This is a genomic window from Amycolatopsis sp. NPDC041971, assembly GCF_055588925.1.
The window spans coordinates 120,262-145,127 of sequence record NZ_JBVJCE010000007.1 but is presented as its reverse complement, the minus strand read 5'-3'; the positions used below and the strand labels follow the sequence as shown (position 1 = coordinate 145,127).

At 69.4% G+C, this 24,866-nt stretch carries 15 protein-coding genes and 1 pseudogene; 11 read left to right on the top strand and 5 right to left on the bottom strand.

Annotation, left to right across the window (positions count from 1 at the left end; genetic code table 11):
- The first annotated feature begins 82 nt into the window (after window positions 1–82).
- Genes ACZ6DT_RS16605 through ACZ6DT_RS16590 form a run of 4 tightly spaced genes read left to right on the top strand, consistent with a single transcriptional unit; the run spans window position 83 to window position 3,626 of the window.
- Window positions 83–850, top strand: coding sequence for an ABC transporter permease (locus tag ACZ6DT_RS16605; RefSeq protein WP_465595178.1), 768 nt, complete (start codon window positions 83–85; stop codon window positions 848–850).
- Window positions 847–1,947, top strand: coding sequence for a sulfate/molybdate ABC transporter ATP-binding protein (locus ACZ6DT_RS16600; protein WP_465595175.1), 1,101 nt, complete (start codon window positions 847–849; stop codon window positions 1,945–1,947). The genes ACZ6DT_RS16605 and ACZ6DT_RS16600 overlap by 4 nt, the downstream gene beginning before the upstream one ends.
- 31 nt (window positions 1,948–1,978) lie before the next feature.
- A complete protein-coding gene (locus ACZ6DT_RS16595; protein ID WP_465595172.1) occupies window positions 1,979–2,773 on the top strand; it encodes an HAD-IIA family hydrolase in 795 nt (264 codons plus the stop codon).
- Between the two features lie 37 nt (window positions 2,774–2,810).
- Window positions 2,811–3,626, top strand: coding sequence for a metallophosphoesterase (locus tag ACZ6DT_RS16590; protein ID WP_465595169.1), 816 nt, complete (start codon window positions 2,811–2,813; stop codon window positions 3,624–3,626).
- 5 nt (window positions 3,627–3,631) lie between these two features.
- On the opposite strand, the gene ACZ6DT_RS16585 is transcribed toward ACZ6DT_RS16590, so the two are convergent.
- Both ACZ6DT_RS16585 and ACZ6DT_RS16580 read right to left on the bottom strand, forming a co-directional pair.
- Entirely contained in the window at window positions 3,632–4,006 is a 375-nt protein-coding gene (locus tag ACZ6DT_RS16585) for a YccF domain-containing protein (RefSeq protein ID WP_465595166.1), read from the bottom strand.
- A complete protein-coding gene (locus tag ACZ6DT_RS16580) occupies window positions 4,006–4,767 on the bottom strand; it encodes a PhzF family phenazine biosynthesis protein (protein ID WP_465595692.1) in 762 nt (253 codons plus the stop codon). The genes ACZ6DT_RS16585 and ACZ6DT_RS16580 overlap by 1 nt, the downstream gene beginning before the upstream one ends.
- A 133-nt stretch (window positions 4,768–4,900) precedes the next feature.
- On the opposite strand from ACZ6DT_RS16580, the gene ACZ6DT_RS16575 reads away from it, so the two are divergent.
- Window positions 4,901–6,598 carry an AMP-binding protein gene (locus tag ACZ6DT_RS16575; protein WP_465595163.1) on the top strand — a complete coding sequence of 566 codons (1,698 nt, stop codon included), beginning with the start codon at window positions 4,901–4,903 and terminating at the stop codon, window positions 6,596–6,598.
- A 118-nt stretch (window positions 6,599–6,716) separates the two neighbouring features.
- Here the strand turns inward: ACZ6DT_RS16575 and ACZ6DT_RS16570 are convergent, their stop codons facing one another.
- Both ACZ6DT_RS16570 and ACZ6DT_RS16565 read right to left on the bottom strand, forming a co-directional pair.
- A complete protein-coding gene (locus ACZ6DT_RS16570) occupies window positions 6,717–7,688 on the bottom strand; it encodes a R2-like ligand-binding oxidase (RefSeq protein WP_465595159.1) in 972 nt (323 codons plus the stop codon).
- A complete protein-coding gene (locus tag ACZ6DT_RS16565; protein WP_465595156.1) occupies window positions 7,685–8,296 on the bottom strand; it encodes a TetR/AcrR family transcriptional regulator in 612 nt (203 codons plus the stop codon). The genes ACZ6DT_RS16570 and ACZ6DT_RS16565 overlap by 4 nt, the downstream gene beginning before the upstream one ends.
- Before the next feature lie 94 nt (window positions 8,297–8,390).
- On the opposite strand from ACZ6DT_RS16565, the gene ACZ6DT_RS16560 reads away from it, so the two are divergent.
- The gene (locus ACZ6DT_RS16560; protein ID WP_465595153.1) at window positions 8,391–9,044 is read left to right on the top strand and encodes an HAD family hydrolase; all 654 of its coding nucleotides are present in this window, start codon (window positions 8,391–8,393) and stop codon (window positions 9,042–9,044) included.
- Here the strand turns inward: ACZ6DT_RS16560 and ACZ6DT_RS16555 are convergent.
- Window positions 8,980–9,225, bottom strand: a complete 246-nt coding sequence (locus tag ACZ6DT_RS16555; RefSeq protein ID WP_465595150.1) for a hypothetical protein — start codon at window positions 9,223–9,225, stop codon at window positions 8,980–8,982. The genes ACZ6DT_RS16560 and ACZ6DT_RS16555 overlap by 65 nt on opposite strands.
- 131 nt (window positions 9,226–9,356) lie before the next feature.
- Between ACZ6DT_RS16555 and ACZ6DT_RS16550 the strand changes: the two genes are divergently transcribed.
- From ACZ6DT_RS16550 to ACZ6DT_RS16530, 5 genes and pseudogenes are all read left to right on the top strand, one after another.
- Complete coding sequence (locus tag ACZ6DT_RS16550) at window positions 9,357–9,743, top strand: cold-shock protein (RefSeq protein ID WP_016337551.1); 387 nt, start codon at window positions 9,357–9,359, stop codon at window positions 9,741–9,743.
- A 1,292-nt stretch (window positions 9,744–11,035) separates the two neighbouring features.
- Window positions 11,036–12,001 carry a helix-turn-helix domain-containing protein gene (locus ACZ6DT_RS16545; RefSeq protein ID WP_465595147.1) on the top strand — a complete coding sequence of 322 codons (966 nt, stop codon included), beginning with the start codon at window positions 11,036–11,038 and terminating at the stop codon, window positions 11,999–12,001.
- A 73-nt stretch (window positions 12,002–12,074) separates the two neighbouring features.
- A complete protein-coding gene (locus tag ACZ6DT_RS16540) occupies window positions 12,075–13,151 on the top strand; it encodes a prephenate dehydrogenase (RefSeq protein ID WP_465595144.1) in 1,077 nt (358 codons plus the stop codon).
- A 190-nt stretch (window positions 13,152–13,341) separates the two neighbouring features.
- Window positions 13,342–15,282: an ABC transporter ATP-binding protein gene (locus ACZ6DT_RS16535; RefSeq protein ID WP_465595141.1), complete on the top strand. Its 1,941-nt coding sequence runs from the start codon at window positions 13,342–13,344 to the stop codon at window positions 15,280–15,282.
- A gap of 26 nt (window positions 15,283–15,308) precedes the next feature.
- Window positions 15,309–24,730, top strand: a pseudogene (locus ACZ6DT_RS16530) (amino acid adenylation domain-containing protein).
- The last annotated feature ends 136 nt before the right edge of the window (window positions 24,731–24,866 follow it).

Here is a 24,866-nt window from a genome sequence, read left to right as displayed (position 1 = left end):
TCTTCCTCCCCCCCCCCCCCCCACCCCCCCCCCACCCCCCCCCCCCCCCACCCCCCCCCCCCCCTGCGCCGGGGTGCCGTGGGTGCTGTGGCCGCCGGCGGTGTGCGCGCTGGCGCTGGTGGTGCTGCCGGTCGTCGGCCTGCTGGCGCGTTCGGACTTGACCCGCTTCCCGAGCCTCATCGCCTCGGCGTCCTCGCTGAACGCGCTCAAGCTCTCGCTGATCACCGCCGGACTGTCCACTGTGGCCTGTGTACTGCTCGGGGTCCCGCTCGCCGTGGTGCTCGCGCGCTCGCGGGCGCGTGGCGTCCGCGTCCTGCGCGCGGTGGTGCTGCTGCCGCTGGTCCTGCCGCCCGTGGTCGGCGGGCTGGCACTGCTGTACCTGTTGGGCCGCAAGGGTTTCCTGGGCATTCTGGTGACCACGCTGACCGGTGAGCAGGTGCCGTTCACCACGGCCGCGGTGGTCATCGCGCAGACGTTCGTCGCGATGCCGTTCCTCGTGGTCAGCCTCGAAGGAGCCCTTCGCGGTGCCGGCGACCGGTACGAAAGGGTCGCGTCGACGCTGGGCGCCAAGCCGTGGACGGTGTTCCGCCGCGTCACGCTGCCGCTGCTGCTGCCCGCGCTCGGTTCGGGCATCGTGCTGAGCTTCGCGCGGGCGCTGGGCGAGTTCGGCGCGACGATCACCTTCGCCGGCAGCCTGGAAGGGGTGACCCGGACCCTGCCGTTGGAGGTCTACACGCAGGCCGAGGTCGACGTCGACAGCGCGGTGGCGCTCGCGTTGCTGCTCATCCTGGTCGCCGTCGCGGTGATCGCGCTCGCCCGGCCGCGTGCGCTCGAAGGGGTCCGGTCGTGACCCTTTCGGCGGAGATCGCCCTTCGGCGCGGCGAGTTCACCTTGGACGTCGGCTTCGAAGTCCCGGACGGCGGTGTGCTCGCGCTGCTCGGCCCGAACGGGTCTGGGAAATCCAGCGTGCTCGGTTGTCTCGCCGGTCTGCTCCGGCCCGACCGGGCGCGGATCACCCTCGGCGGCCGGGGGCTGGCGGGCCTGCCGCCGCACGCGCGCGGTATCGGCCTGCTGTCTCAGGACGCCCTGCTCTTCCCGCATCTGTCCGCTTTGGACAACGTCGCCTTCGCGCCACGCTCGACCGGGGCCGGGCGCGCCGAGGCGACGAGGCTCGCGCGAGAGTGGCTGACCGAAGTGGACGCGCTCGAACTGGCCGGACGGCGGCCCGCGCAACTCTCCGGCGGGCAGGCGCAGCGGGTCGCGATCGCGCGGGCGCTGGCGGCCGAGCCGGGACTTCTGCTGCTCGACGAGCCCTTCGCCGCGCTGGACGTCGACGCGGCACCCGCGATCCGAGGCCTGCTCCGGCGGGTGCTGCGTTCCGGACCGCCGACCGTGCTGGTCACCCATGACCCGCTCGACGCGCTGGCGCTGGCCGATCACGTCGCCGTCCTCGGCGACGGCCGGATCGTCGAACGCGGCGAGACCCGCAAGGTGCTCTCCGCGCCGCGCACGGCGTTCACCGCGCGGATCGCCGGGCTCAACCTGGTGGCGGGTATCGCCGCCGAGGGCGGTTTGCGCACGTCAGGCGGGCTGTCGCTGGCCGGGATCCCGGCGGCGGACGTCGTCGCCGACGAGGCGGCCGTCGCCGTCTTCGCCCCCAGTGCCGTCGCGGTGTACCTGCGGGACGGTGAGCACCGGGGCAGCCCGCGTAACACCGTCGAGGGATTCGTCGACGCGCTCGAACCACACGGACCGGTGATCCGCGTCCGGACCCGCGGTGCCGACTGGGCGGCTGGCCTCGCCGCCGACCTGACCCCGGCCGCGGTCGCCGAACTGGCGCTCGAACCCGGGACACCGGTCGCTCTTTCGGTCAAGGCGGCGTCCGTGGCCGTTCACGCCGTCTCCGATCATCAGGCCCGGACCCCGCCCATCACCGCCCTCGACTGACAGGCTTCGCCTGGCTGTCTAAATTGAAGGTATGAACGAGCGCCGTTGGACATACCTCAGCGACATGGATGGCGTGCTGGTCCAGGAGGAGCATCTCGTACCCGGCGCGGACGAGTTCCTCAAGGAACTGCGTGCCAACGACATCGGCTTCCTGGTGCTGACCAACAACTCGATCTACACCCCGCGCGACCTGCGGGCGAGGCTCGAGCGGACCGGTCTCGACATTCCCGAGGAGGCCATCTGGACCTCCGCGCTGGCGACCGCGAAGTTCCTCGCGTCGCAGCGGCCGAACGGCTCGGCGTTCGTGATCGGCGAAGCCGGGCTCACCACGGCGCTGCACGAGGTCGGCTACGTGCTGACCGAACGCGACCCGGACTACGTCGTCCTCGGCGAGACGCGCACGTACAGCTTCAGCGCGATAACCCGCGCGATCAGGCTCATCGAGGGTGGCGCGAAGTTCATCGCCACCAACCCCGACGCCACCGGCCCGAGCATCGAGGGCTCGATGCCCGCCACCGGCTCGGTCGCCGCGCTGATCGAAAAGGCCACCGGCCGCTCGCCGTACTACGTCGGCAAGCCGAACCCGCTCATGATGCGCTCGGCGCTGCGGCGGCTCGGCGCGCATTCGGAGTCGACGCTGATGATCGGCGACCGGATGGACACCGACGTCCACTCGGGAATCGAAGCCGGATTGCAGACGATCCTGGTGCTGACCGGCATCTCCTCGCGGGAGAGCGCCGAGCACTACCCGTACCGGCCGACCAAGATCATCGACTCGATCGCCGATCTGGTCGGGCGGACCGGCGACCCCTTCGGCGAAGGCTGAGCGGCACATCCCCATGCGGAGGGCTTATCGTCAGACGATGCACGACGATCAGCCCACGTCCCCGACCTATGTGGTCGGTGACGTGCACGGACACCGGGACGAGCTGGCCGAGGCGCTCCGGGCGAAGGGGCTGCTCGACTCCGACGACGACTGGTGCGGTGGCGAAGCGACCCTGTGGTTCCTCGGCGACTTCGTCGACCGGGGGCCCGACGGCGTCGGCGTGATCGACCTGGTGATGCGGCTGGAAAGGCAGGCCGCCGCGGCCGGCGGGTGCTGCGGGACGCTGCTGGGCAACCACGAGATCCTGCTGCTCGGGATGTACCACTTCGGCGACACGGAGGTGCCGTCCGACTTCGGGCCGCGCAGCTTCGCCCGGAGCTGGGAGATCAACGGCGGACTGCTCGAAGACCAGGACCGGCTCACCCCGCAGCACATCGAATGGCTGACCTCCCGCCCGATGCTGACGCTGGCCGCGGACCACCTGCTGATGCATTCGGACACGCTCGAGTACCTCGGCTGGGGCGAGGACATCGACGAGATCAACGCGCGTGGCCGCGAGATCCTCCAGGGCAACGACATCCAGGCCTGGTGGGACGTATGGCGGCGGATGACCACGCGCTACGCCTTCCGCGGTCCCGAAGGCGCCGACGTCGCGCAGCAGCTCATGGACCGGCTTGGCGGCGAGCGGATCGTCCACGGGCACAGTGTCATCGCCGACCAGCTCGGCATCCACCCCGCGCAGATCGAGGGGCCGTTTCTCTACGCGGGCGGGAAGGCGCTGGGGATCGACGGCGGGTTGTTCGTCGGCGGTCCTTGCCTCATCGTTTCGCTGCCGTGGGAGCCCGAGGACTGAGCCCGCTACGGCAGCTCGACGATCTCCTTGCCCAGCGGCATCAGCGAGACCGGGATCATCTTGAAGTTCGCCACGCCGAGCGGGATCCCGATGATCGTGACGCAGAGCGCCACCCCGGTCAGCACGTGCCCGATGGCGAGCCAGAGCCCGGCGAAGACGAACCAGATGACGTTGCCGATCGTCGACGGGGCCCCGGCGTCGCGGCGGTCCACCACCGTGCGGCCGAACGGCCAGAGCGCGTAGGCCGCGATCCGGAACGACGCCAGCCCGAACGGGATGGTGACGATCAGGACGCAGCAGATGACGCCGGCGACGACGTAGCCGAGTGCCATCCACAGGCCGCACAGCACGAGCCAGACGACGTTCAGGATCAGGCGCATCAGACGTGCAACTCCCCGCTGGCCACGGTGACCGCCTGCCCGGAAAGCAGGACGCGGTCGCCTTCGAGACTCATCCGCACGATGCCGCCGCGGGCCGAGGCCTGTTCGCCGACGAGCTTGCCCCGGCCGAGGCGAGCGGCCCAGTACGGCGCGAGGACGCAGTGCGCGGAGCCGGTGACCGGGTCTTCGTCGATGCCGACGCCGGGCGCGAAGAACCGGGTGACGAAGTCGATCCCGTCGATGTCACCCGGGGCGGTGACCATCAGCCGTCCGTTCCAGTGCGCGTGCAGCGCGGCCAGATCCGGTGTGAGCGAGCGCACCACGGACGCGTCGTCCACGACCGCGAACAGGTTGTGCTTACTGCGCCCGACGTACTCGAAGGAGACGCCCGGCAGGATCGGCGACAGGTCGTCGTCGGACTCACGCGGCGGATCCGACGGGAAGTCCATCGACACCCAGCCGTCTTCGGCGCGGCAGCGCAACTCGCCGCTTCTCGTCGTGAAGGTCTGCTCGCCACCGAGGACGTGCGTGGTCGCCAACGTCGCGTGCCCGCACAGGTCGACTTCGGTCTCCGGCGTGAACCAGCGAAGCGACTTCCGGCCTTCGCCGCCGACCTCGACGAAGGCCGTCTCTGCGTGCTTCAACTCGGCGGCGACCGACTGCATCCAGCCCGCGTCGCCCGGCGAGTCCAGCAGCACGACGCCGGCGGAGTTACCGGCGAAGGCTTCGGAGGTGAAGGCGTCGACGATGTAGAGGCGCATACTGCCGACGATATCGGGCACGGCCGGACCCGGCCTCCGGGTTTCCCCTGAGGTGGTCTCCACTTGCAGGTGGCCGCCGTCACGCCGCGTTCTTAGACTCGACGCGTCGATGCCGCCGAACGCAGGAGTCTCCATGCCCGACGCCCCCGCAGTACCGGCTTCGAGGCACGCTTCCCCGCCGAGAACCCATCAGCGCAGCTACGCATCGGGAATCTCGGACACCCCGTTGCTGGGGGACACCATCGGGGACAACTTCGACCGCACCGTCGCCGCCTTCGGCGACCGGGACGCGCTCGTCGACCGGGCGGCCGGGAAACGCTGGACCTACAACGAACTCGCCGCCGAGGTGAACGCGCTCGCGCTGGGCCTGCTTGACCTCGGGATCGCCAAGGGCGACCGCGTCGGCATCTGGTCGCCGAACCGGTGGGAGTGGACCTGTGTCCAGTACGCGACCGCGAAGATCGGCGCGATCCTGGTCAACATCAACCCGGCGTACCGCTCGCACGAACTCGAGTACGTGCTGAACCAGGCCGGGATCAAGCTCATCGTGGCCGCGAACTCGTTCAAGACCTCGGACTACGCGGGCATGATCGCCGAAGCGGGGCCGAAATGCCCGGCGCTGGAACACGTCGTGCTGCTCGACGGCCCCGCGTGGCCGTCATTGCTGGAGATCGGCGGCAAAGCCGACCACGCGGCGCTGGCCAAGCGCCAGAGCGGGCTCTCCGCGGACGACCCGATCAACATCCAGTACACGTCTGGCACCACGGGTTTCCCCAAGGGCGCCACGCTCAGCCATCACAACATCCTCAACAACGGCTTCTTCGTCGGCGAACTCTGCAACTACACCGAAGCCGACAAGATCTGCATCCCGGTGCCCTTCTACCACTGCTTCGGCATGGTGATGGGCAATCTCGCGGCGACGTCCCACGGCGCGTGCATGGTCATCCCGGCGCCCGCGTTCGAGCCGAAGGCCACCCTCGAAGCCGTCGCGGCCGAGAAATGCACGTCCCTGTACGGGGTTCCGACGATGTTCATCGCCGAACTGGCCGACCCGGATTTCGCTTCCCACGACCTGTCCTCGCTGCGCACCGGGATCATGGCGGGCTCGCCGTGCCCGGTCGAGGTGATGAAGCAGGTCATCGAGCGGATGGGCATGGCGGAGGTGTCGATCTGCTACGGCATGACCGAGACGTCACCGGTGTCCACGCAGACCCGCGCGGACGATTCGGTGGAGCGGCGGGTGTCGACGGTCGGGCGGGTCGGGCCGCATCTGGAGGTCAAGGTCGTCGATCCGGAGACCGGGCTGACCGTGCCGCGCGGCGAACCGGGCGAATTCTGCACGCGTGGGTACTCGGTGATGCTCGGTTACTGGGAGCAGGCCGACAAGACGGCCGAGGCGATCGACGCGGCGCGGTGGATGCACACCGGCGACCTCGCGATCATGGACGCCGACGGGTACGTCAACATCACCGGCCGGATCAAGGACATGGTCATCCGCGGCGGCGAGAACCTGTACCCGCGCGAGATCGAGGAGTTCCTCTACACCCATCCGGACATTCTCGACGCGCAGGTCATCGGCGTCCCGGACGTGAAGTACGGCGAGGAACTGATGGCGTGGGTCCGCATGCGCGAGGGCGCGGAGCCGCTGACGGCCGAAGCGGTGCGGGAATTCTGTGCGGGGAAGCTGGCGCGCTACAAGATCCCGCGTTACGTCCATGTCGTCGACGAATTCCCCATGACGGTCACCGGAAAGGTGCGCAAGGTCGAGATGCGGGCGGAGTCGATCAGCATTCTCGGATTGGATGAAGCGGCCGCCACCAAGCACGCCTGACACTTCGAGCGAAGCGGAAGAGTTCTCGCCCTGCTCTCTACTGGCCGCGGGGTGACCTCCGAACACGCGTGAAGGCCTCCTTGCCTCGGCTCAACCGAGGCAAGGAGGCCTTCACGCGCTAGGCCGCGGTGTTGGCGGCAGCCTCGGCGATCGCCTTCGCGTCTTCTTCGCCGAAGGTCTCTTCGAGGTTCTCCGGCGAATAGTCGAGGTCGATCTGCTCCACCGGCATCCCGCGCGCGGACTCGATCGCGCCGAGGCGCCGCTGTGCCCGGTCCGCCGCGTACTGGATGATCTCCTCCGGATCGTTGTCGAACGGGATCTCCTCGAACTGGTCCTGCACCCACTGGATCATGCCGAGCGCGTGGGGAAGCAATTCGCCCATGCGCTGCTGCACCGCGTCCCACAGCGAGTCGTCCGCGGCGACGTGACGGCGGCAGGTGAAGGTGCCCCAGGCCATGTGACGGCGTTCGTCGTCACCGATGCGGCGCACCAGTTCCTGCATCCCCGGCAGGATGTCGTGCTGGGTGCAGATCAGCTGCCACGAGTAGTACCCGGTCAGCGCGAGACTGCCTTCGATGACGTGGTTGTAGGTGACGCTCGCGCGGATCTGGTTGAGCGGGCTGGGATCGTCTTCCAACGCGCGCAAGGACCGCGGCAGCTCTTCGTAGAAAAGCTTGCGGTAGTGGGGATTTTCCGCGACGTAGGAGTGCAGGTCCCCGGTGAGCCCGACGGCGTCCATCCAACGCCGGAACACCTCGGTGTGCTTGGCCTCTTCGAAACAGAACTGCGTCAGGTACATCTCGTCGCCGAAGCGGCCCGTCGCGGACATCGCCCGCATGAACGGCTGGATGTCTTCGGTGACGGCCTCTTCGCCCGCGATGAACTGCGCCACCAGATAGGTCGCCGACCGCCGCTGCTCCGGGTTGAGGGTGTCCCAGCCCTCGCGTTCACGGGAGAAGTCGATGTCGGCGGGGTTCCAGAACTTGTCGTTGCCCTTGACGAACAACCGCAGCGGGAACGAGTCCCAGTTCAGCCCGCCTTTGCGCAGTGAGGAAAAACCGGTCCGCAGCTCGGAAAGCGTGTCGGTCATGACGTCCCCTTCGAATCGGTGGTCAGCGCCCGTATCGCGGGCGCCAGCACGGCGACAACGGAAGCCGCCGCCTCGTCGGCCGGATGCGTCGGCATGACGAGATGGGACAGGGAGAGCCGCACGACGGTCTCCGCCAGCAGCGCGGCGGACTCCGGCGAGAGCGACGGCTCGAACTCGCGGTACTGCCCGGCCGCGACCTCGGTGGCCGCGGTCAGGATCGGTTCGCCCTTGGTGGTGAGCAGGGGAAGGAGGTCCTCGCCTGCTTCGGTGCCCAGCGTGGTGGCGACGAGCCGGTTCTCGCGGGCGTGCTCGATCGTGTAGACCACCGCCTCACGGATCCCGTCGCGCAGGTCCCGCGCTTCCCGCACCCGCAGCCGGATGCCCTCCAGGAATTCCGACGTCGTCCGGAGGACCACGGCCTGGGCGAGCGCGGCCTTGTTGCCGAACTCGTTGTAGACGGTCTGCCTGCTCACCCCGGCGCGCGCGGCGACGTCCGCCATGCGCAGGGCCGTGAAGCCGTGCTCGGTGAGCAGCTCGGTGGCCGCGTCGAGCAGCGCCTCCCGCAGGGAGGCCTTGGTCCGATCGGAGAAGCTCGTGATCTCGCCCACACTTCCACCTTGACACAGATCACATCGATGTCAAAGAAGTTGACGAGCATCCATCCGATGTAAATCAGTCGGTGGTGGCGGCTACCGTGATCGCGTGGGCATCACCGTGGGGTTCGACCTCGACATGACCTTGATCGATCCGCGGCCGGGCATGGTCGCGGTGATGAACGCGCTCGGCGTGGAGTCCGGGCTGCCGCTGGACGGCGAGTTCTTCGCGGCCAACCTCGGCCCGCCCCTCGACGACAGCCTGCGCGGCTTCGGGGCGCCGGAAGAACGCATCCCCGAACTGGTGACGCGGTTCCGCGCGATGTACCCGGAGACCGTCGTGCCGGTGACGGTCGCGCTGCCCGGCGCGGCCGAAGCACTGCACGCGGTCCGCGAGGCGGGCGGGCGCACGGTCGTCGTCACCGGCAAATACGGGCCCAACGCGAAACTCCACCTGGACGCCCTCGGACTCGAAGTCGACGTCCTGGTGGGAGAGCTGTGGTCGACGGAGAAGGCCGCCGCGCTCACTGAGCACGGCGCCCGCGTCTACGTCGGGGACCACCTCGGCGACATCCGCGGCGCGCTGGCGGCGGGCGCCGTCCCGATCGGGGTCACGACGGGCCCGTGCACCAAGGACGAACTGCTCGCGGAAGGAGCCGACGTGGTGTTCGACTCGCTGACCGAGTTCCCCGGCTGGTTCAGCTCTTTCGGCGAGCTTCGCGAACCAGGGCGATCAGGCCGAGGGCCAGCCCCAGCGGAGTGACGACACCCGCCGCCGCGGACAGCCACACCGGCAGGTTCTCCAGACCGGCGGCGAACAGGACGAACACCGCTGTGACGGCGATCATGCCGAGCGCGAACAGCCCGATGCCCACGCGCATCAGGATGGGTTTGCCGGGCTTTTCGGGGACGGCCACAGCGGCCTCCTTTACTGCGGGCTCCATGAAGCAGAGGGTATCCGCCGGTATCCGCTTCTCCACAGGGCATGTGGCGAGATACGCTTATGGGACGCGCGCCCTGGGTACGCCCCGGGCGCGTTCGTTGTGAGCAGGACAGCAAAGGACTGGTGAGGGAAGTGCCGACCGGCAAGGTCAAGTGGTACGACGCGGAGAAGGGTTTCGGTTTCGTCACCCAGGATGGGGGCGCCGACGTCTACATCCGCAAAGCCGCGCTGCCACAGGGCGTCGAAGGACTCAAGGCCGGGCAGCGCCTCGAGTTCGGTGTCGCCGACGGCCGCCGCGGGCCGCAAGCGCTCTCCGTCCGGCTACTGGACCCGCCGCCCTCGGTCGCCGAGGCGCGCCGCCGCCCCGCCGAGGAGTTGCACGGGCTCATCGAGGACATGATCAAGCTGCTCGAGCTCAAGGTGCAGCCGGACCTGCGGCGCAACCGCTACCCGGACCGCAAGAACACCAAGCAGATCGCCGAGATCATGCGCGCCGTCGCCAGGGACCTCGATCCCTGATCGGCGCGTTTACGGCGGGGTCCGAAGGGGCGTTCGCGCTGCGCTGTGCCGCCGTTCCGCGACCGCGGGTCGTGAGTGGCGTTTCGGGCTAGAACCCGAATCGCCACTCACGACCAACCCGACCGACGCGGTCCCGCTGGCGATTCGGTTTAACGTCGGATGACCGGGCGACTGTACCGGCGACGACGCGTCCCCGGTGGGCGGGTCATTTCGTCGTGTCCATTCCGGAATTGTCGACGCCGCCGGGTGGTATCGCCTTTCTGTACCGTGAATGGCCGTTCGGTGCACTTCGCGAGGCTCGCATGAGCACAGTTTTCGTCATTTGGATGAACGGGTGAGGTCGTCCGGGTTCACCCGGACGTTCGGCGGCTCGCTCAACCGGGTGACTTTCGCGGCGCGTTTCGTCTTGGCGGGTCGGCGTTGGTTTCTGTTCTCTCCTGGTGTGCTTGCGATGCCGGGACGGCTCGGTGGCCGACCGGGCAATGGGATCCGGGATCGGCCGTTCGTGTGAATAAGTGTCGAGAAGTGGAACGAGCCCGGCGTCGGCTGTGAACGTCTCGATAGGAGAACAGGGCCGTACGGATGGCCTAACAACACCTGCGAACAGTCTAACGGCGTCCGCCCGGACAAACGTGTACGCGGCCGCTTTACTTATGTTCGGCATGCGCGTCAATACCGGAAGCAAAGTTTCGGATATTGATCTTGAGGGCCGTCTCGTCTACGAAAATCACACTGTTTGTCAATTGCCGACATGGATTGTTCATGCCATGCTGCGTTGGTGTGGATCAACTGGGTCTGACACGGTGCGCGCTCACTGGGGACTGATGGGGGGTGCGACGGTGACTCGCGACCAAGAGGCATTCATGGATTTCACCCGGTGAACCGCCGAGCTGAGCCGGTACGGAAAACATAGGATCGAAAACGTCCGAGACCTCGCATCGCGGTGGGTATCGGCTTCGTCAGGCTGCACGGATGTCGGCCTGGTCGGACCGAACCGCTGAGCGATCGTCTCGCTTGATCGTCGTCGGGGCGATGGGAGGCTGCCCTTCGGCTTCGGTAGATCGTCGGAAACGCACCACCGGTCATCTGGGAGACCGTGGGGGCGGCCCGCACAGGCGCGGGTCTGCCCGGTGGTGCTCGAGGGATCCTCACCGTCGAGGACACCCCGCCCTGCGGCCGAAGCCGGCGCCGGACGGGTTCATGGTGTCCAACCACCGAAGCCGAGCACTTGGACGGTGGGTCCCTTGCCGTATCGCAAACGTCGAGCAAACAAAAGATTCAATGGGGGCTAGGTGGATCCGACGAGAGTTGACCTTTCCGCTCTCCCTGTCGTCGAAATCGAGTTGTCGCGGCTGTCCACCGCGTGTTCGCCACGAACGTCTGGCGAGGATCCGGAGCACGTCGAGACACTGTTGTCCGCGGAGTGGGAGCTTCCGCCCATTCTCGTTCACCGGCCGACGATGCAGGTGGTCGATGGCCTGCACCGGCTGAAGGCGGCGCGCGTCAGAGGCGATACGAAAATCCGGGCGAGGTTCATAGACGGCGCCGAATCCGACGCCTTCGTCCTCGCCGTGGAAGCGAATATCCGGCATGGTCTGCCGCTTTCCCTCGCGGATCGCAAACGGGCGGCCGTCCAGATCATCGGGACGCATCCGCAGTGGTCCGATCGGCGGGTGGCGTCGGCGACCGGTATCTCCGCAGGCACGGTGGCCGACCTGCGGCGGCGCGGCGGCGAAGGCGGAGGAGAGGCAAGGATCGGGCGTGACGGGCGAATCCGTCCTGTCGACGGTTCGGAACGGCGGAAACTCGCCGCCGAGCTCATCCGCAACGATCCGGGTCTTTCCCTTCGGCAGGTCGCCAAGAAGGTCGGTATCTCTCCGGAGACGGTCCGGGATGTGCGAGCCCGGTTGGAGCGTGGTGAGAGCCCGACCCCGGACGGGAGCAGGAAGTTACGGGCAAAGCCGCATCCGTTGCGGTGGCCGGAACCCGACTTCGAAAGCGCCGTGGACCGGGAACGCCTCGTCGTGCTGGAGCGGCTCAAGGCCGATCCGGCGCTGCGGTTGAGCGAGGTGGGCAGGCTCCTTCTGCGGATGCTGTCCATGCACTCGATCGACGGGCAGGAGTGGGAGAGGATCTTGCACGGCGTCCCGCCGCATCTGTACGGCGTGATCGCCGGCTTCGCGAAAGACCACGCCCGGGTCTGGTCGGAGTTCGCGGGCCGCCTGGAGAACCAGGCGACCGATCTCGCCGCGAGATGAGTCCGTGAAGGCCTCCTTGTGGATTCCGAGTCCATCGAGGAGGCCTTCACGGTGCATCGCTTAAGGAGCAGAGGTGACCGTTCAAAAGGCACTCGTCGTCGGCACCGGACTGATCGGCACCTCGGTCGCGTTGGCCCTTCGTGAGAAGGGTGCGGTGATCCACCTGTCCGACGTCGACGCGCATGCCGTCCGGCTCGCGGAGGAGCTCGGCGCCGGCCGGGAATGGACCGGCGAGGAAGTGGACCTGGCGGTGATCGCCGTGCCGCCACACCTCGTGGGGGACCGGCTGGCCGAGCTCCAGAAACAGGGCTCCGCGCGGGCTTACACCGACGTGGCCAGTGTCAAGGCCGATCCGATCGCCGACGCGGAGCGGCTCGGATGCGATTTGACCTCTTATGTTCCCGGCCATCCGCTCGCCGGCCGGGAGCGGTCCGGCCCGGCCGCGGCCCGCGCCGATCTGTTCCTTGGCCGCCCTTGGGCGCTTTGTCCCCGTCCGGAAACGGATGAGGGCGCCTTGCGGCGGGTGCGGGAACTGGTGTCGCTGTGCGGCGCGGAGGCCGTCATCGTCGGCGCGGACGAACACGACGCGGCGGTGGCGCTGGTGTCGCACGCCCCGCACGTGGCGGCGTCGGCGGTCGCGGCGAGTCTGGCAGGCGGTGACGACGTCGCGCTGAGCCTGGCGGGGCGGGGCCTGCGGGACGTGACGCGGATCGCCGCCGGCGATCCCGGGCTGTGGCGGAGAATCCTTGCCGGGAACGCGTTTCCGGTCGCCCGGGTGCTCGAACGGATCGCGGCGGATCTCGCCGCGACGGCCTCCGCGCTGCGGTCCGGCGACCTCGACGACGTGACGGATCTGCTGCGGCGCGGCGTGGAGGGGCACGGCCGGATCCCCGGCAAGCATGGCGGGCCGGTCCGCGATTTCGCGGTGGTCCAGGTGGTGCTGCGGGACAGGCCGGGAGAACTGGCCCGGTTGTTCAACGCCGCGGAGCTGGCGGACGTCAACATCGAGGACGTCCGGTTGGAGCACTCGACGGGTCTTCCGGTCGGGGTCGCCGAGGTTTCCGTTCGCCCGGACGACACCGGCAGGCTCGCCGAAGCTCTCCGGTTCCATGGCTGGCACGTGCCGCCCGTTCCCGGCGGATCCCGCTGACCCGGCGGCGGACGGCCGTCTGAGCGTCGCTTGTGGACAGTGCGAAGAAGTTCCGCTCGACGGCGGTATTCGTCGATTCCGCGGCAGGTGAACCGAACCACCCTAAGTGTTCGCTTCGACCCACTCGTGGACATCGACTCGATTCAGCACGATTGAGATCGCCGACCTGTTTTGTGAGAGGGGTGCCCGCATGGACGCAGTGCTGAACTACGGGGGGGTGAGGAAGAGCGATGACGATCCCGATCCCTGGGAGACCAAGGTTCATCCCGGGACGGTGCGCCGGGTGCTCACCTACTTCCGCCCGCACATCGGCATGGTCGCGCTTTTCGTCCTCGTCGCGGCACTGGAGTCGCTCGTCGTCGTCGCGACCCCGTTGCTGCTGAGGGAACTGGTCGACGTCGGCATCGTCGGAAACGATCCGGGGACCGTGCTCCTGATGTCCTGCCTGACCGCCGTGCTCGCGGTGGCCGGCGCGGCGCTGGCACTGGTGTCGGCCTACATTTCCGGCCGGATCGGGGAAGGGGTCAGCTACGACCTCCGGGTGCAGGCGCTCGACCACGTCCGGCGGCTGCCGATCGCGTTCTTCACCCGCACGCAGACCGGGGTACTGGTCGGGCGGTTGCATACGGACCTGATCATGGCGCAGCAGCATTTCGGTGGCCTGCTGATCGCGGCGACCAGCGCGCTCACGGTCTTCGTGGTGCTGGCCGAACTGATCTACCTGTCGTGGCTTGTCGCCGTCGTCGTACTGGTGCTGGTGCCGCTGTTCATCCTGCCCTGGATCCGGGTGGGGAGGGTGATCCAGCGGCGCGCCGGGCGGCTGATGGAAGCCAACGACGGCCTCGGAGGGCTTCTCCACGAGCGATTCAACGTCCAGGGCGCGATGCTCTCCAAGCTGTTCGGCCGCCCGGACGAGGAGCTGGCCGAGTACCGGAACCGTGCCGGGCGGATCCGCAAGATCGGCGTGAGCCTTTCCGTCTACGGCCGGATGGCCTTCGTGATGATGGCACTGGTGGCCTCGCTCGCCACGGCGCTCGTCTACGGGATCGGTGGCGAGCTCGTGCTCGCCGGGGCGTTCCAGCTCGGGACGCTGGTCGCCATCGCGTCCCTGCTCTCGCGGTTGTTCGGGCCGATCACCCAGTTGTCGGGGATGCAGGAGACCGCGCAGACCGTCGTGGTGAGTTTTTCCCGGATCTTCGAACTGCTCGACCTGAAGCCGCTGATCGAGGAACGCGAAGACGCGGTCGCGCTCGAGAAGGGCGTGGCACCGGACATCGAGTTCCGGAACGTGGCGTTCCGGTACCCCACCGCGGACGAGGTCTCGCTGGCGTCGCTGGAGCATTTGCGGGCCGACCGGGGACGCGGGGAGGTACCGCCGGACGTCCTGCGCGACGTGAGCTTCCACGTGCCCGCCGGAACCCTCACCGCGCTCGTCGGTCCGTCCGGCGCGGGGAAGAGCACCATCACCCACCTGGTCTCCCGGCTCTACGACCCGACCTCCGGCAGCATTCGAGCCGGCGGACAGGATCTGCGGGATCTCACCTTCGATTCGCTGCGTGAAACGGTCGGTGTGGTCAGCCAGGACGCCTACCTTTTCCACAACACGATCCGGGAGAACCTGCTCTACGCCCGCCCGACGGCCACCGAGGAAGAGCTGATCGAGGCCTGCAGGGGAGCGCAGATCTGGGATCTCATCGAATCCCTTCCCCAGGGGCTGGACACCGTCTCGGGCGATCGCGGCTACCGCATGTCGGGCGGGGAGAAGCAACGACTGGCCATCGCCCGGCTGCTGCTGAAGGCGCCGACGGTCGTCGTGCTCGACGAAGCCACCGCTCATCTGGACTCCGAGTCGGAGGCCGCCGTGCAGGCGGCGCTCAAGACCGCCCTGCGCAGCCGGACCTCACTGGTGATCGCCCACCGGTTGTCCACGATCCGTGAGGCCGACCAGATCCTCGTGATCGACGGCGGCGGGGTCCGGGAGCGCGGGACGCACGAGGAGTTGCTGGCCGAGGGCGGTCTTTACGCGGACCTCTATCACACACAGTTCGCCAAGCCGGAAAGCAACGGCGTCAAGCGCAACGGCGACGGGGCGGCGTCGGCACACCAGGTGGTTCTTGAAGGAGAACGATGAGTCCCGCAGCGCAGGCCACCACGACCGTGCTGGAGCTGTTCGCCCGCCGGGTGGACCGGGCACCCGGCGCGGTGGCCGTGGTCGACGGTGACCGGGTGCTGACCTACCGGCGGCTCGAGGAACTCGCGGACCGGTTGGCCGGGCGGTTGACCGGCCGGGGTGCGCACCGCGGCGGCCGGGTCGGGGTCATGCTGGACCGCTCGGCGGATCTGCTGGTGGCGCTGCTCGCCGTTTGGAAGGCCGGGGCGGCGTACGTACCGGTGGACGCCGCCTATCCCGCGCCGCGGGTGGCCTTCATGGTGGCGGACTCGGACGTGTCCTTGATGGTGTGCTCGGCCGCGACGCGCGACAGCGTGCCGGAAGGGATCGAGGCGATCGAGCCGGATGTCGCGACGGACGACGACGCGCGCGGAGCGTCGGCGGTTCCGGTGGGGCCGGGGGACCTGGCGTACGTGATGTACACGTCCGGTTCGACGGGCACACCGAAAGGCGTGGCCATCCCGCACGGCGGCGTCGCGGAGCTGGCGGGCGATCCCGGGTGGGCCGTGGAACCCGGAGACGCGGTCCTCATGCACGCGCCGCATTCCTTCGACGCTTCGCTGTTCGAGATCTGGGTGCCGCTGGTGTCGGGTGCCAGGGTGGTGATCGCCGAACCGGGGGCGGTGGATGCCCGGCGCCTCCGGGAGGCGGTCGCGGCCGGGGTGACGCGGGCACATCTGACCGCGGGCAGTTTCCGCGCGGTGGCGGAGGAATCGCCGGAATCGTTCGCGGGGCTGGCCGAGGTGCTGACCGGCGGCGACCTGGTACCCGCGCACGCGGTGGAGCGGGTGCGGGAGATGAGCCCCCGGACGCGGATCCGGCATCTGTACGGCCCGACGGAGACGACGCTCTGCGCGACCTGGCATCTGCTCGCGCCGGGGGACGCGCTGGGTACGGTGCTGCCGATCGGCCGCCCGCTCACGGGCCGCCGGGTCTCCGTGCTCGACGCGGCGCTGCGTCCCGTGGCGCCGGGGGTGATCGGTGAGCTGTACCTCGCCGGTTCCGGTCTGGCGGACGGTTACCTGGACCGGGCCGGGCTGACGGCGGAGCGGTTCGTGGCGGATCCGTCCGCGTCCGGGCGGAGGATGTACCGGACCGGGGACCTCGCCCAGTGGACCGCCGACGGCGAATTGCTGTTCGCGGGCCGGGCGGACGACCAGGTGAAGATCCGCGGGTTCCGGATCGAACCCGGCGAGATCGAGGCCGCGTTGACCGCCCAGCCGGACGTCCACGAGGCCGTGGTGGTCGCGATCGGCGAGCAGCTGATCGGCTATGTGGTGGCGGACGCGGAACCCGCCCTCGTCCGCGAGCGTCTCGGTGCGGTGCTGCCGGAGTACCTGGTCCCGGCCGTCGTGATGCCCCTGGACGCGCTGCCGCTGACCGGTAACGGCAAGGTCGACCGCGCGGCGTTGCCGTCGCCCGGCTTCACGGCGAAGACCGCCACCCGCGAACCCGCCACCGAGCTGGAGCAGATCCTTTGTGGACTGTTCGCGGACGTGCTCGGCCTTGACCGAGCCGGTGTCGACGACGGCTTCTTCGAACTGGGCGGGGATTCGATCATCGCGATGCGCCTGGCGGCACGGGCGGCCAAGGCCGGTCTGTCCTTGACGCACGCCGAAATCTTCAAGCACGCGACCCCGGCACGGCTGGCGGCCGCCGCCGCGGCGCGGGCCGTACCGGTCGAGCAGCCCGCCGCCCGCCCGCTGATCGTGCTCAGCGCGGAAGACGAGGCCGAGCTGGCGCTCGCCGCACCGGAGGCCGAGGAGATCTGGCCGCTGGCACCGCTCCAGGCGGGATTGCTCTTCCAGTCGACCCTCGACGACCAGGGGTCCGACAGCCGGCAGGGGCCCGACATCTATCAGGGTCAGTGGATCCTGGAGCTGACCGGGCAGCTGGACGTGGCCCGGTTACGAGCCGCGTGGGAAGCGGTTTTCGCCCGGCAATCGGCGCTTCGGCTGAGTTTTCACCGGCTCGCGTCGGGGAAGACGGTGCAGGCCGTCGCCAAGCACGTCACCCTGCCGTGGCGGGAAGTGGATCTGACGGGCGCGAGCGACGCCGACGCGGCCGTCGAAGCCTTGGTGCGGCAGGAACAAGAGAAGCGGTTCGACCTCGCCAAGGCACCGTTGTTCCGGCTCGTGCTGGCCCGGCTGACCGGGGACCGGCACCGCCTGTTGGTGGTCAGCCACCACATCCTGACCGACGGCTGGTCGGTGGCGGTCGTCCTCAACGAGGTGTCCGAGGCCTACACGGCGGGCGGGCGGCTCCCGGAGCGGACGGGTGTCGCGTCCTATCGGGACTACCTGGCTTGGCTCGACCGGCAGGACAAGGACGCGGCACGCGCGGCGTGGCGGGCCGAACTGTCCGGCATCGACGTGCCCGCGCTGATCGCCAAGACGGACTCCGGCACGGAATACGACTACCGCGTCGTCCACCTCCCGCCGGAGCTCCACTCCAGGTTGATCGAGTTCTCCCGCGACCACGGGCTGACACTGAACACCGTGGTACAGGGCGCCTGGGCGCTGGTGCTGGCCCGGTTGGTTCGGCGGACCGACGTGGTCTTCGGCACCACGGTCGCCGCCCGGCCCGCGGAACTCGCCGGGGTGGAGTCGATGCCGGGGCTCATGATGAACACGGTGCCGATCCGGGTGCCACTGGACGGTGGGCAAACGGTCGTGGACATGCTCACCGCCCTGCAGGACCGGCAGGTAACCCTGATGCCGCATCAGCATCTGGGGTTGCCGGAGATCCAGAAGGCGGCCGGACCGGGCGCGTCCTTCGACACGCTGCTGGTGTTCGAGAACTACCCGAGGGACTTCGCCGACCAGTTCACCTACCTGGGCACGATCGAAGGGACCCACTACCCGCTGACCATCGGGATCATCCCCGGTGACGGGTTCAAGATCCAGCTCGCCTACTGGCCCGGGCAGGTCGATCAGGCGGTCGCCGAATCGGTTCTGGAGTGGTTCACCGGTGCGCTGCGGGCGATGGTCGACGATCCGGCCGGACTCCTCGGCCGGGCGGAGATCGTCGAAAACCCGGTGCTGGAGTGGGAACCCGCGGTGACGGCCGGGGAACCGCTGCCCGTGTTGATCGGCAGGATGGCGGCGGAGCGACCGGACGCGGTGGCCGTCGCCGACGCTGAAGGCGAACTGTCCTATGCGGAACTGTGGGAGCGGGCGTCGAAGCTCGCCGCCGTCCTGCGTGCCCGCGGCGTCGGGCGGGAGCGCCGCGTCGGGCTGGTCGTCGGCCGGTCCTCGTGGTGGCTGACCGGGATGCTGGGGGTGGCGCTGGCGGGCGGCGTGTTCGTCCCGGTGGATCCCGCGTACCCGGCCGACCGGGTGCGGTTCATCTTCGGGAGCGCGGACCCGATGCTGGTGGTGTGCCAGGGAAGGACGCGGGAGGCGGTGCCGCCGGAGTTCGCGGACCGGCTGGTCGTGCTCGACGAGGTCGACCTGACCGCGGCCCCGGACGCGGACCTGCCACTCCTGGAACCGCGTGACGCGGCGTATGTGATCTACACGTCGGGTTCGACAGGTACGCCGAAGGGTGTCGTCGTCACCTATTCCGGCCTGGGCAATCTGGCGATGGCGCATATCGAACGGCTCGCCGTGTCGCCGTCGTCCCGGGTCCTGCAGTTCGCTGCGCTGGGCTTCGACACCATCGTGTCCGAGGTGATGATGGCGTTGCTGGCGGGGGCGACGCTGGTGATGCCTCCGGACGAGGATCTGCCGCCGCACGCTTCGCTGATCGACGCGCTGGAACGCTGGGACATCACGCATGTGAAGGCGCCACCGTCCGTTCTGGCCACTGTGGACAGTCTGCCGGACCGGCTGGAAACCGTGACCGCGGCGGGAGAACTCTGTCCGCCGGGTCTGGTGGACCGCCTGTCGCCCGGACGGCGGATGATCAACGCCTACGGGCCGACCGAGACCACGATCTGCGCGACGGTGAGCATGCCGTTGTCGCCGGAAGGGGACGTGATCCCGTTCGGGAAGCCGATCGCGGGGGTGCGCGGTTATCTGCTCGACGCGTTCCTGCGTCCGTTGCCGCACGGGATCACGGGTGAGCTGTATCTGGCGGGCGTCGGGGTGGCCCGCGGCTATCTGGGGCGTCCGGCGCTGACGTCGGAGCGGTTCGTCGCCGATCCCTTCGTCCCCGGTGAACGGATGTACCGCACCGGTGATCTGGCGTACTGGACCGAGGACGGCGAGCTGGTCTCCGCCGGACGGGCCGACGACCAGGTCAAGATCCGCGGCTTCCGGGTCGAACCCCGTGAGATCGAGTTCGCCTTGTCCGGCCGTCCCGAGGTCGCCCAGGCCACGGTGACCGTTCGCGACGGCCGGCTGGTGGCGTATGTGGCGCCGGGCGACGTCGATCCGGAAGCGCTGCGTAAGGAACTCGCGGCCCGGATGCCGGCGTACATGGTGCCCGCGGCGGTGCTGGCGCTGGACGCCCTGCCGCTGACACCGCACGGGAAGATCGACCGGAAGGCGTTGCCGGAACCGGACTTCTCCTCGAAGACGGCCGGGCGGGAGCCCGCGACCGAGGCCGAGCGGATCCTGTGCGAGGTGTTCGCCGAGGTGCTCGGGCTGGCACGGGTCGGGGTCGAGGACGGTTTCTTCGAACTGGGCGGGGATTCGATCTCGTCGATGCAGGTCGCTTCCCGCGCGCGCCGCGACGGTCTTTCGCTGACCCCACGGCAGGTGTTCGACCACCGGACCCCTGAACGGCTCGCGCAGTTGGTGGCGGGAACCGCTGTGCCGCACCAGGATCGGACCGCGATCGCGGACGGGGTGGGCGAGGTCGCGCTGACCCCGGTGATGCGGATGTTCGGCGACGGTGTCACGGGAGCCGGGTTCGCCCAGTGGGTCGTGACGGGTGCGCCCCCGGATCTGCGGGAGGAGACACTGGCCGCCGGGCTGGCGGCGGTGCTGGACACGCACGACATGCTGCGGGCGCGGGTCGTCGACGGCGACGGCGACGGCGACGGCGGCAGGCGGCTGGTGGTCGGCGAGCGCGGGTCGGTGGCCGCGACGGGAATGGTCACCCGCGTGCGGGCCGAGGGCGGCTCGCTCGCCGAAGCCGCCGAGGCCGCGGCGCGGGAAGCCGTAGGACGGCTGGAGCCGTTCGCGGGGGTGATGGTCCAGGCGGTGTGGTTGGACGCCGGGCCGGATCGGGTGGGCCGGGTGGTCGTGGTGGCACATCACCTCGTCGTCGACGGGGTCTCGTGGCGCGTTTTGACGTCCGATCTGCGCGCCGCCTGCGAGGCGGTGGCCGCGGGACGGGAGCCGGTGCTGGAGTCGGTGGGCGTGTCGTTCCGCCGGTGGACGGCTCTGCTCGAGGAATGGGCCGTCTCCGCCGAGCGGGTCGCGGAACTGCCCGCCTGGAAGAGGATCGTCGGTCAAGCGGAGCAACCAGGGCCCGCCCCGGCCGGGGTGGTGCGTTCGCGGTCGTGGACGGTGCCGCCTGCCGAGACGCCGGTGCTGGTCGGCCGGGCTCCGGCGGTGTTCCACTGTGGCGTGCACGAGGTGCTGCTGACCGGGCTGGCGGGAGCGGTGGCCCGGTGGCGAGGCGGGGACACGGTGCTGGTGGACGTGGAGAGTCATGGCCGCCATCCCGTCGAGGGGATGGACCTGTCCCGGACGGTGGGCTGGTTCACCAGTACGTATCCGGTCCGGCTGGAGGTGGCCGGAATCGATCTCGCCGAGGTGGTCGCCGGTGGTCCGGCGGCGGGGGAGTTGCTGAAGGCGGTCAAGGAGCAGTCGCGCGCCGTACCCGGCGACGGGCTCGGCCACGGGTTGCTGAGGTACCTCAACGGCGAGACGGAACCGGTCCTCGCGGCGCTGCCGTCGGCGCGGATCGGATTCAATTACCTGGGCCGATTCGTCGCCGGTGACGCGAGTGACGTGCGGGCGTGGCAATTGGCCGGGGAAATCGGCGGTTCGATGGATCCGGGTATGCGGTTGCCGCACGGTCTCGATGTCAACGCCATGGTCCAGGATCTGCCGGACGGTCCGGAACTGACGCTCATGGTGGAGTGGTCGGGCGACCTGTTCGACGACGCCGAAATCGACCGACTGGTCCGCGCGGTGCTGGACACGCTGTCCGGGCTGGCCCGGCAGGCGGAGGACCCCGCCGCCGGTGGGCACACCGCCTCCGATTTCGGTCTTCTCGAGCTCGACCAGGACGAGATCGAGAGCTTCGAAGCGATAGCGGCGGAACTCAGCGAGGGGCGGACATCGTGAACTCGTCGACCACGCCCGCCGGATCGGCGCTCGCGGAGATCTGGCCGCTGTCCCCGATGCAGGAGGGAATGCTTTATCACGCGTCGCTCCTGTCCGAGGACGCTCCCGACATCCAGCTGACCCAGCAGACGCAGTTCCTCGACGGACCGCTGGACGCGAAGCGGTTCCGGGAGTCGTGGGAGGCCCTTCTCGACCGGCATGCGGCGCTTCGCGCTTGTTTCCACCGGAGGAAGTCCGGCGAGCCGGTCCAGCTCATTTTCCGCGGTGCGAAGCTTCCCTGGGCCGAACACGATCTGTCCCACCTGGCCGAACCGGACGCGCTGGCCGAGGTGAGCTCGATCGCGGAGAAGGAGCGGGCCGGGAAATTCGACCTGGCGAAGCCTCCGCTGCTGCGGCTGACGCTGATCCGGCTCGGCAGGGAACGGCACTGCCTGGTGACGACGAGCCATCACCTGGTCATGGACGGGTGGTCGCGGGCGATCCTCGAGTCGGACCTCCTCGACATCTACGCGGCGGGCGGTGCCGGCCCGCGGCTGCGGCCCGCGGGCTCCTACGGGAACTATCTGGCCTGGCTCGACGAACAGGACAAGCAGGCGGCCCGAGCGGCGTGGCACGCGGAACTGGCCGGTGCCGACGGATCGTCGCTCGGGCTCCCCGAACGGCCGGGGACGGCGTTGGGCACGCCTGCCCGCGAACTGATCCGGCATTCACCGGACTTCACCTCCGCGCTGGCCGAGTTCGCCCGCGGTCACGGGCTGACGCTGAACACGCTGGTGCAGGGGGCGTGGGCGGTGGTGCTGGCCCGGCTGGCGCGTCGTCGTGACGTGGTGTTCGGCGCGGTGGTTTCGGGGCGCCCCGCGGAGCTGCCCGGCGTGGAACAGACCGTGGGGCTGTTCATCGGCACCGTGCCGGTGCGGGTGCGCTTGGACGGCGGGCAGTCGATCCTCGGGCTCCTGACGGAATTGCAGGAGCGGCAGTCCGCGCTGGTGCCGCATCATCATCTCGGCCTGCCGGAGATCCAGAAGCTCGGCGGGGCGGGTTTCGACACGGTCGTGGGATTCGAGAACTATGCCGATCCGGCGGCGGGCTCGGTCTCCCCGAGCGGTCTCAGCCTGACCCTGCGGGAGTATCACCAGGCGGCGCCGTACGCGATGACCCTGGTGGTCATGCCCGGCGAGAGCCTCGAGACCGACCTGCAGTACCAGCCGGAGCTTGTCGACGCGTCCCTGGCCGAAGAGGCTCACCGCGGGCTTGTCCGGGTGCTGGAGCGGATGATCGCGGAACCGGCGGCGCCGGTGGGCAGGCTCGACGTGGTCGGTGACGCCGAACGGGAGCTGGTCGTCGAACGGTGGAACGACACCGGCGACGGGGTGCCCGCGGCCTCGGTGCTGGAGTTGTTCGCCGAGCAGGTGCGAAAGGCACCCGGCGCGACGGCGGTGATCGACGGCGACCGGGTCTGGTCCTTCGCGGAGCTGGACGAATGGGCGGGCCGGGTGGCGGGTGCCTTGACGGTGCGGGGTGTGCGCCGGGGCGACCGTGTCGGGGTCGTGCTGGAGCGGTCGGCGGAGCTGCTGGCGGCCTGGCTCGGGGTCTGGAAGGCGGGAGCGGCGTTCGTGCCGGTCTCGCCGGACTACCCGGCGGACCGGGTGGAATTCATGCTGGCCGACTCTTCGGTCGCGGCGGTGGCGTGCGGAACGGGGACCTCGGGTCTGGTGCCCGCGGGATATACGCGGATCGTCGTGGACGAGGCCATCGAGGGCGAGGTCGCCCCGATCCCCGTCAGGGCGGAAGACCCGGCCTACGTGATCTACACGTCCGGATCGACCGGGACCCCGAAGGGGGTGGTGGTCCAGCATCGGGCCGCGGCGATCCTGGTGGGAGATCCGGGGTGGGCGGTCGGGCCCGGTGACACGGTGCTGATGCACGCTCCGCACACCTTCGACGCGTCGGTGTACGACCTGTGGGTGTCGCTCGGCGCGGGGGCGCGGGTGCTGCTCGCCGAGCCCGGCGTGGTCGACGCGGAGCGGCTCGCCGCGTACGTGACGAAGGGCGTCACCTCGGTGGTGATGATGGCGGGGCAGTTCCGGGCGCTGGCGCAGGAGTCGCCGGAGGTCTTCTCGGGATTGCGCGAACTGCTGCTGAGCGGCGACGTGGTGCCGTCCGAGGTGGTGGACCGGGTCCGGCGGGTATGCCCGCGGTTGCGGGTCTGGCACGCGTACGGCCCGACCGAGGCCGCGGTGTGCGTGTCGTCGAAGGCGATCGAGCCCGGAGATCGGCTCGCGCCGGCGTTGCCGATCGGCGGGCCGCTGCCGGGCAGGCGGCTGTACGTGCTGGACCTCTTCCTGCGCCCGGTGCCGCCGGGCGTCGCGGGTGACCTGTACATCGGCGGCGACGCGGTGGCACAGGGGTATCTGGGCCGTCCGGCGTTGACGTCGGAGCGATTCGTCGCCGATCCGTTCGCCTCCGGCCGGAGGATGTACCGGACCGGGGACGTGGCGTACTGGACGGACGAGGGCGAGCTGGTGTTCGCCGGACGGGCCGACAACCAGGTCAAGATCCGCGGCTTCCGGGTGGAGCCGGGCGAGATCGAGGCGGCGCTGGCGGCGCTGCCCGGTGTCGACCAGGCGGTGGTGGTCGCCCGTGACGGCCGGTTGATCGGCTACGTCGTGTCCGGCGGTGAGGTGGATCCGGGACGGCTGCGCGAGCAGGTCGCCGGGACGTTGCCGGACTATCTGGTGCCGACGGCGGTCGTGGCGGTGGACGCCTTACCCGTGACGGCGAACGGGAAGGTCGACCGGGCGGCGTTGCCGGATCCCGATTTCGGCGGACTCGTTTCCGGCCGGGAGCCGGTGACCGAAGTGGAGCGGGCGTTGTGCGCGCTCTTCGCCGAGGTGCTCGGTCTGGAGCGGATCGGCGCGGACGACAGTTTCTTCGAATTGGGCGGGGATTCGCTCCTGTCGATGCAATTGGCGGCGCGGGCGCGTCGCGACGGGATGACGTTCGGCGCGCGGGAGGTGTTCGAGCATCGGACGCCTTCGGGAATCGCGGCGATCATCGGACGCGGAGCGGCCGCCCCCGCCGTGGAAGGGCAGTCGGACGTCGCCCTGCTCGACATCGGACGTGACGAGATCGACGAATTCGAAGCCGAGTTCGACGCCGGGTGACGGTGGCCGTAAGTGAAAAGGGTCGTCAGAACGACACTTTTCACTCACGACCCATTCGGCGCGCTGCGAAACGCCGCTCGGCAAAAGCACCTTGGACATGTTGTCCGGTCCGGCGCTTCAGGCGGATGATCCTTCC

Coding starts and splice junctions, on each gene's coding strand:
- ACZ6DT_RS16580 (WP_465595692.1), bottom strand. CDS start 4,767: ATGCGCCTCTACATCGTCGACGCCTTCACCTCCGAAGCCTTCGCCGGT.
- ACZ6DT_RS16595 (WP_465595172.1), top strand. CDS start 1,979: ATGAACGAGCGCCGTTGGACATACCTCAGCGACATGGATGGCGTGCTG.
- ACZ6DT_RS16575 (WP_465595163.1), top strand. CDS start 4,901: ATGCCCGACGCCCCCGCAGTACCGGCTTCGAGGCACGCTTCCCCGCCG.
- ACZ6DT_RS16555 (WP_465595150.1), bottom strand. CDS start 9,225: ATGGAGCCCGCAGTAAAGGAGGCCGCTGTGGCCGTCCCCGAAAAGCCC.
- ACZ6DT_RS16585 (WP_465595166.1), bottom strand. CDS start 4,006: ATGCGCCTGATCCTGAACGTCGTCTGGCTCGTGCTGTGCGGCCTGTGG.
- ACZ6DT_RS16570 (WP_465595159.1), bottom strand. CDS start 7,688: ATGACCGACACGCTTTCCGAGCTGCGGACCGGTTTTTCCTCACTGCGC.
- ACZ6DT_RS16535 (WP_465595141.1), top strand. CDS start 13,342: ATGGACGCAGTGCTGAACTACGGGGGGGTGAGGAAGAGCGATGACGAT.
- ACZ6DT_RS16590 (WP_465595169.1), top strand. CDS start 2,811: ATGCACGACGATCAGCCCACGTCCCCGACCTATGTGGTCGGTGACGTG.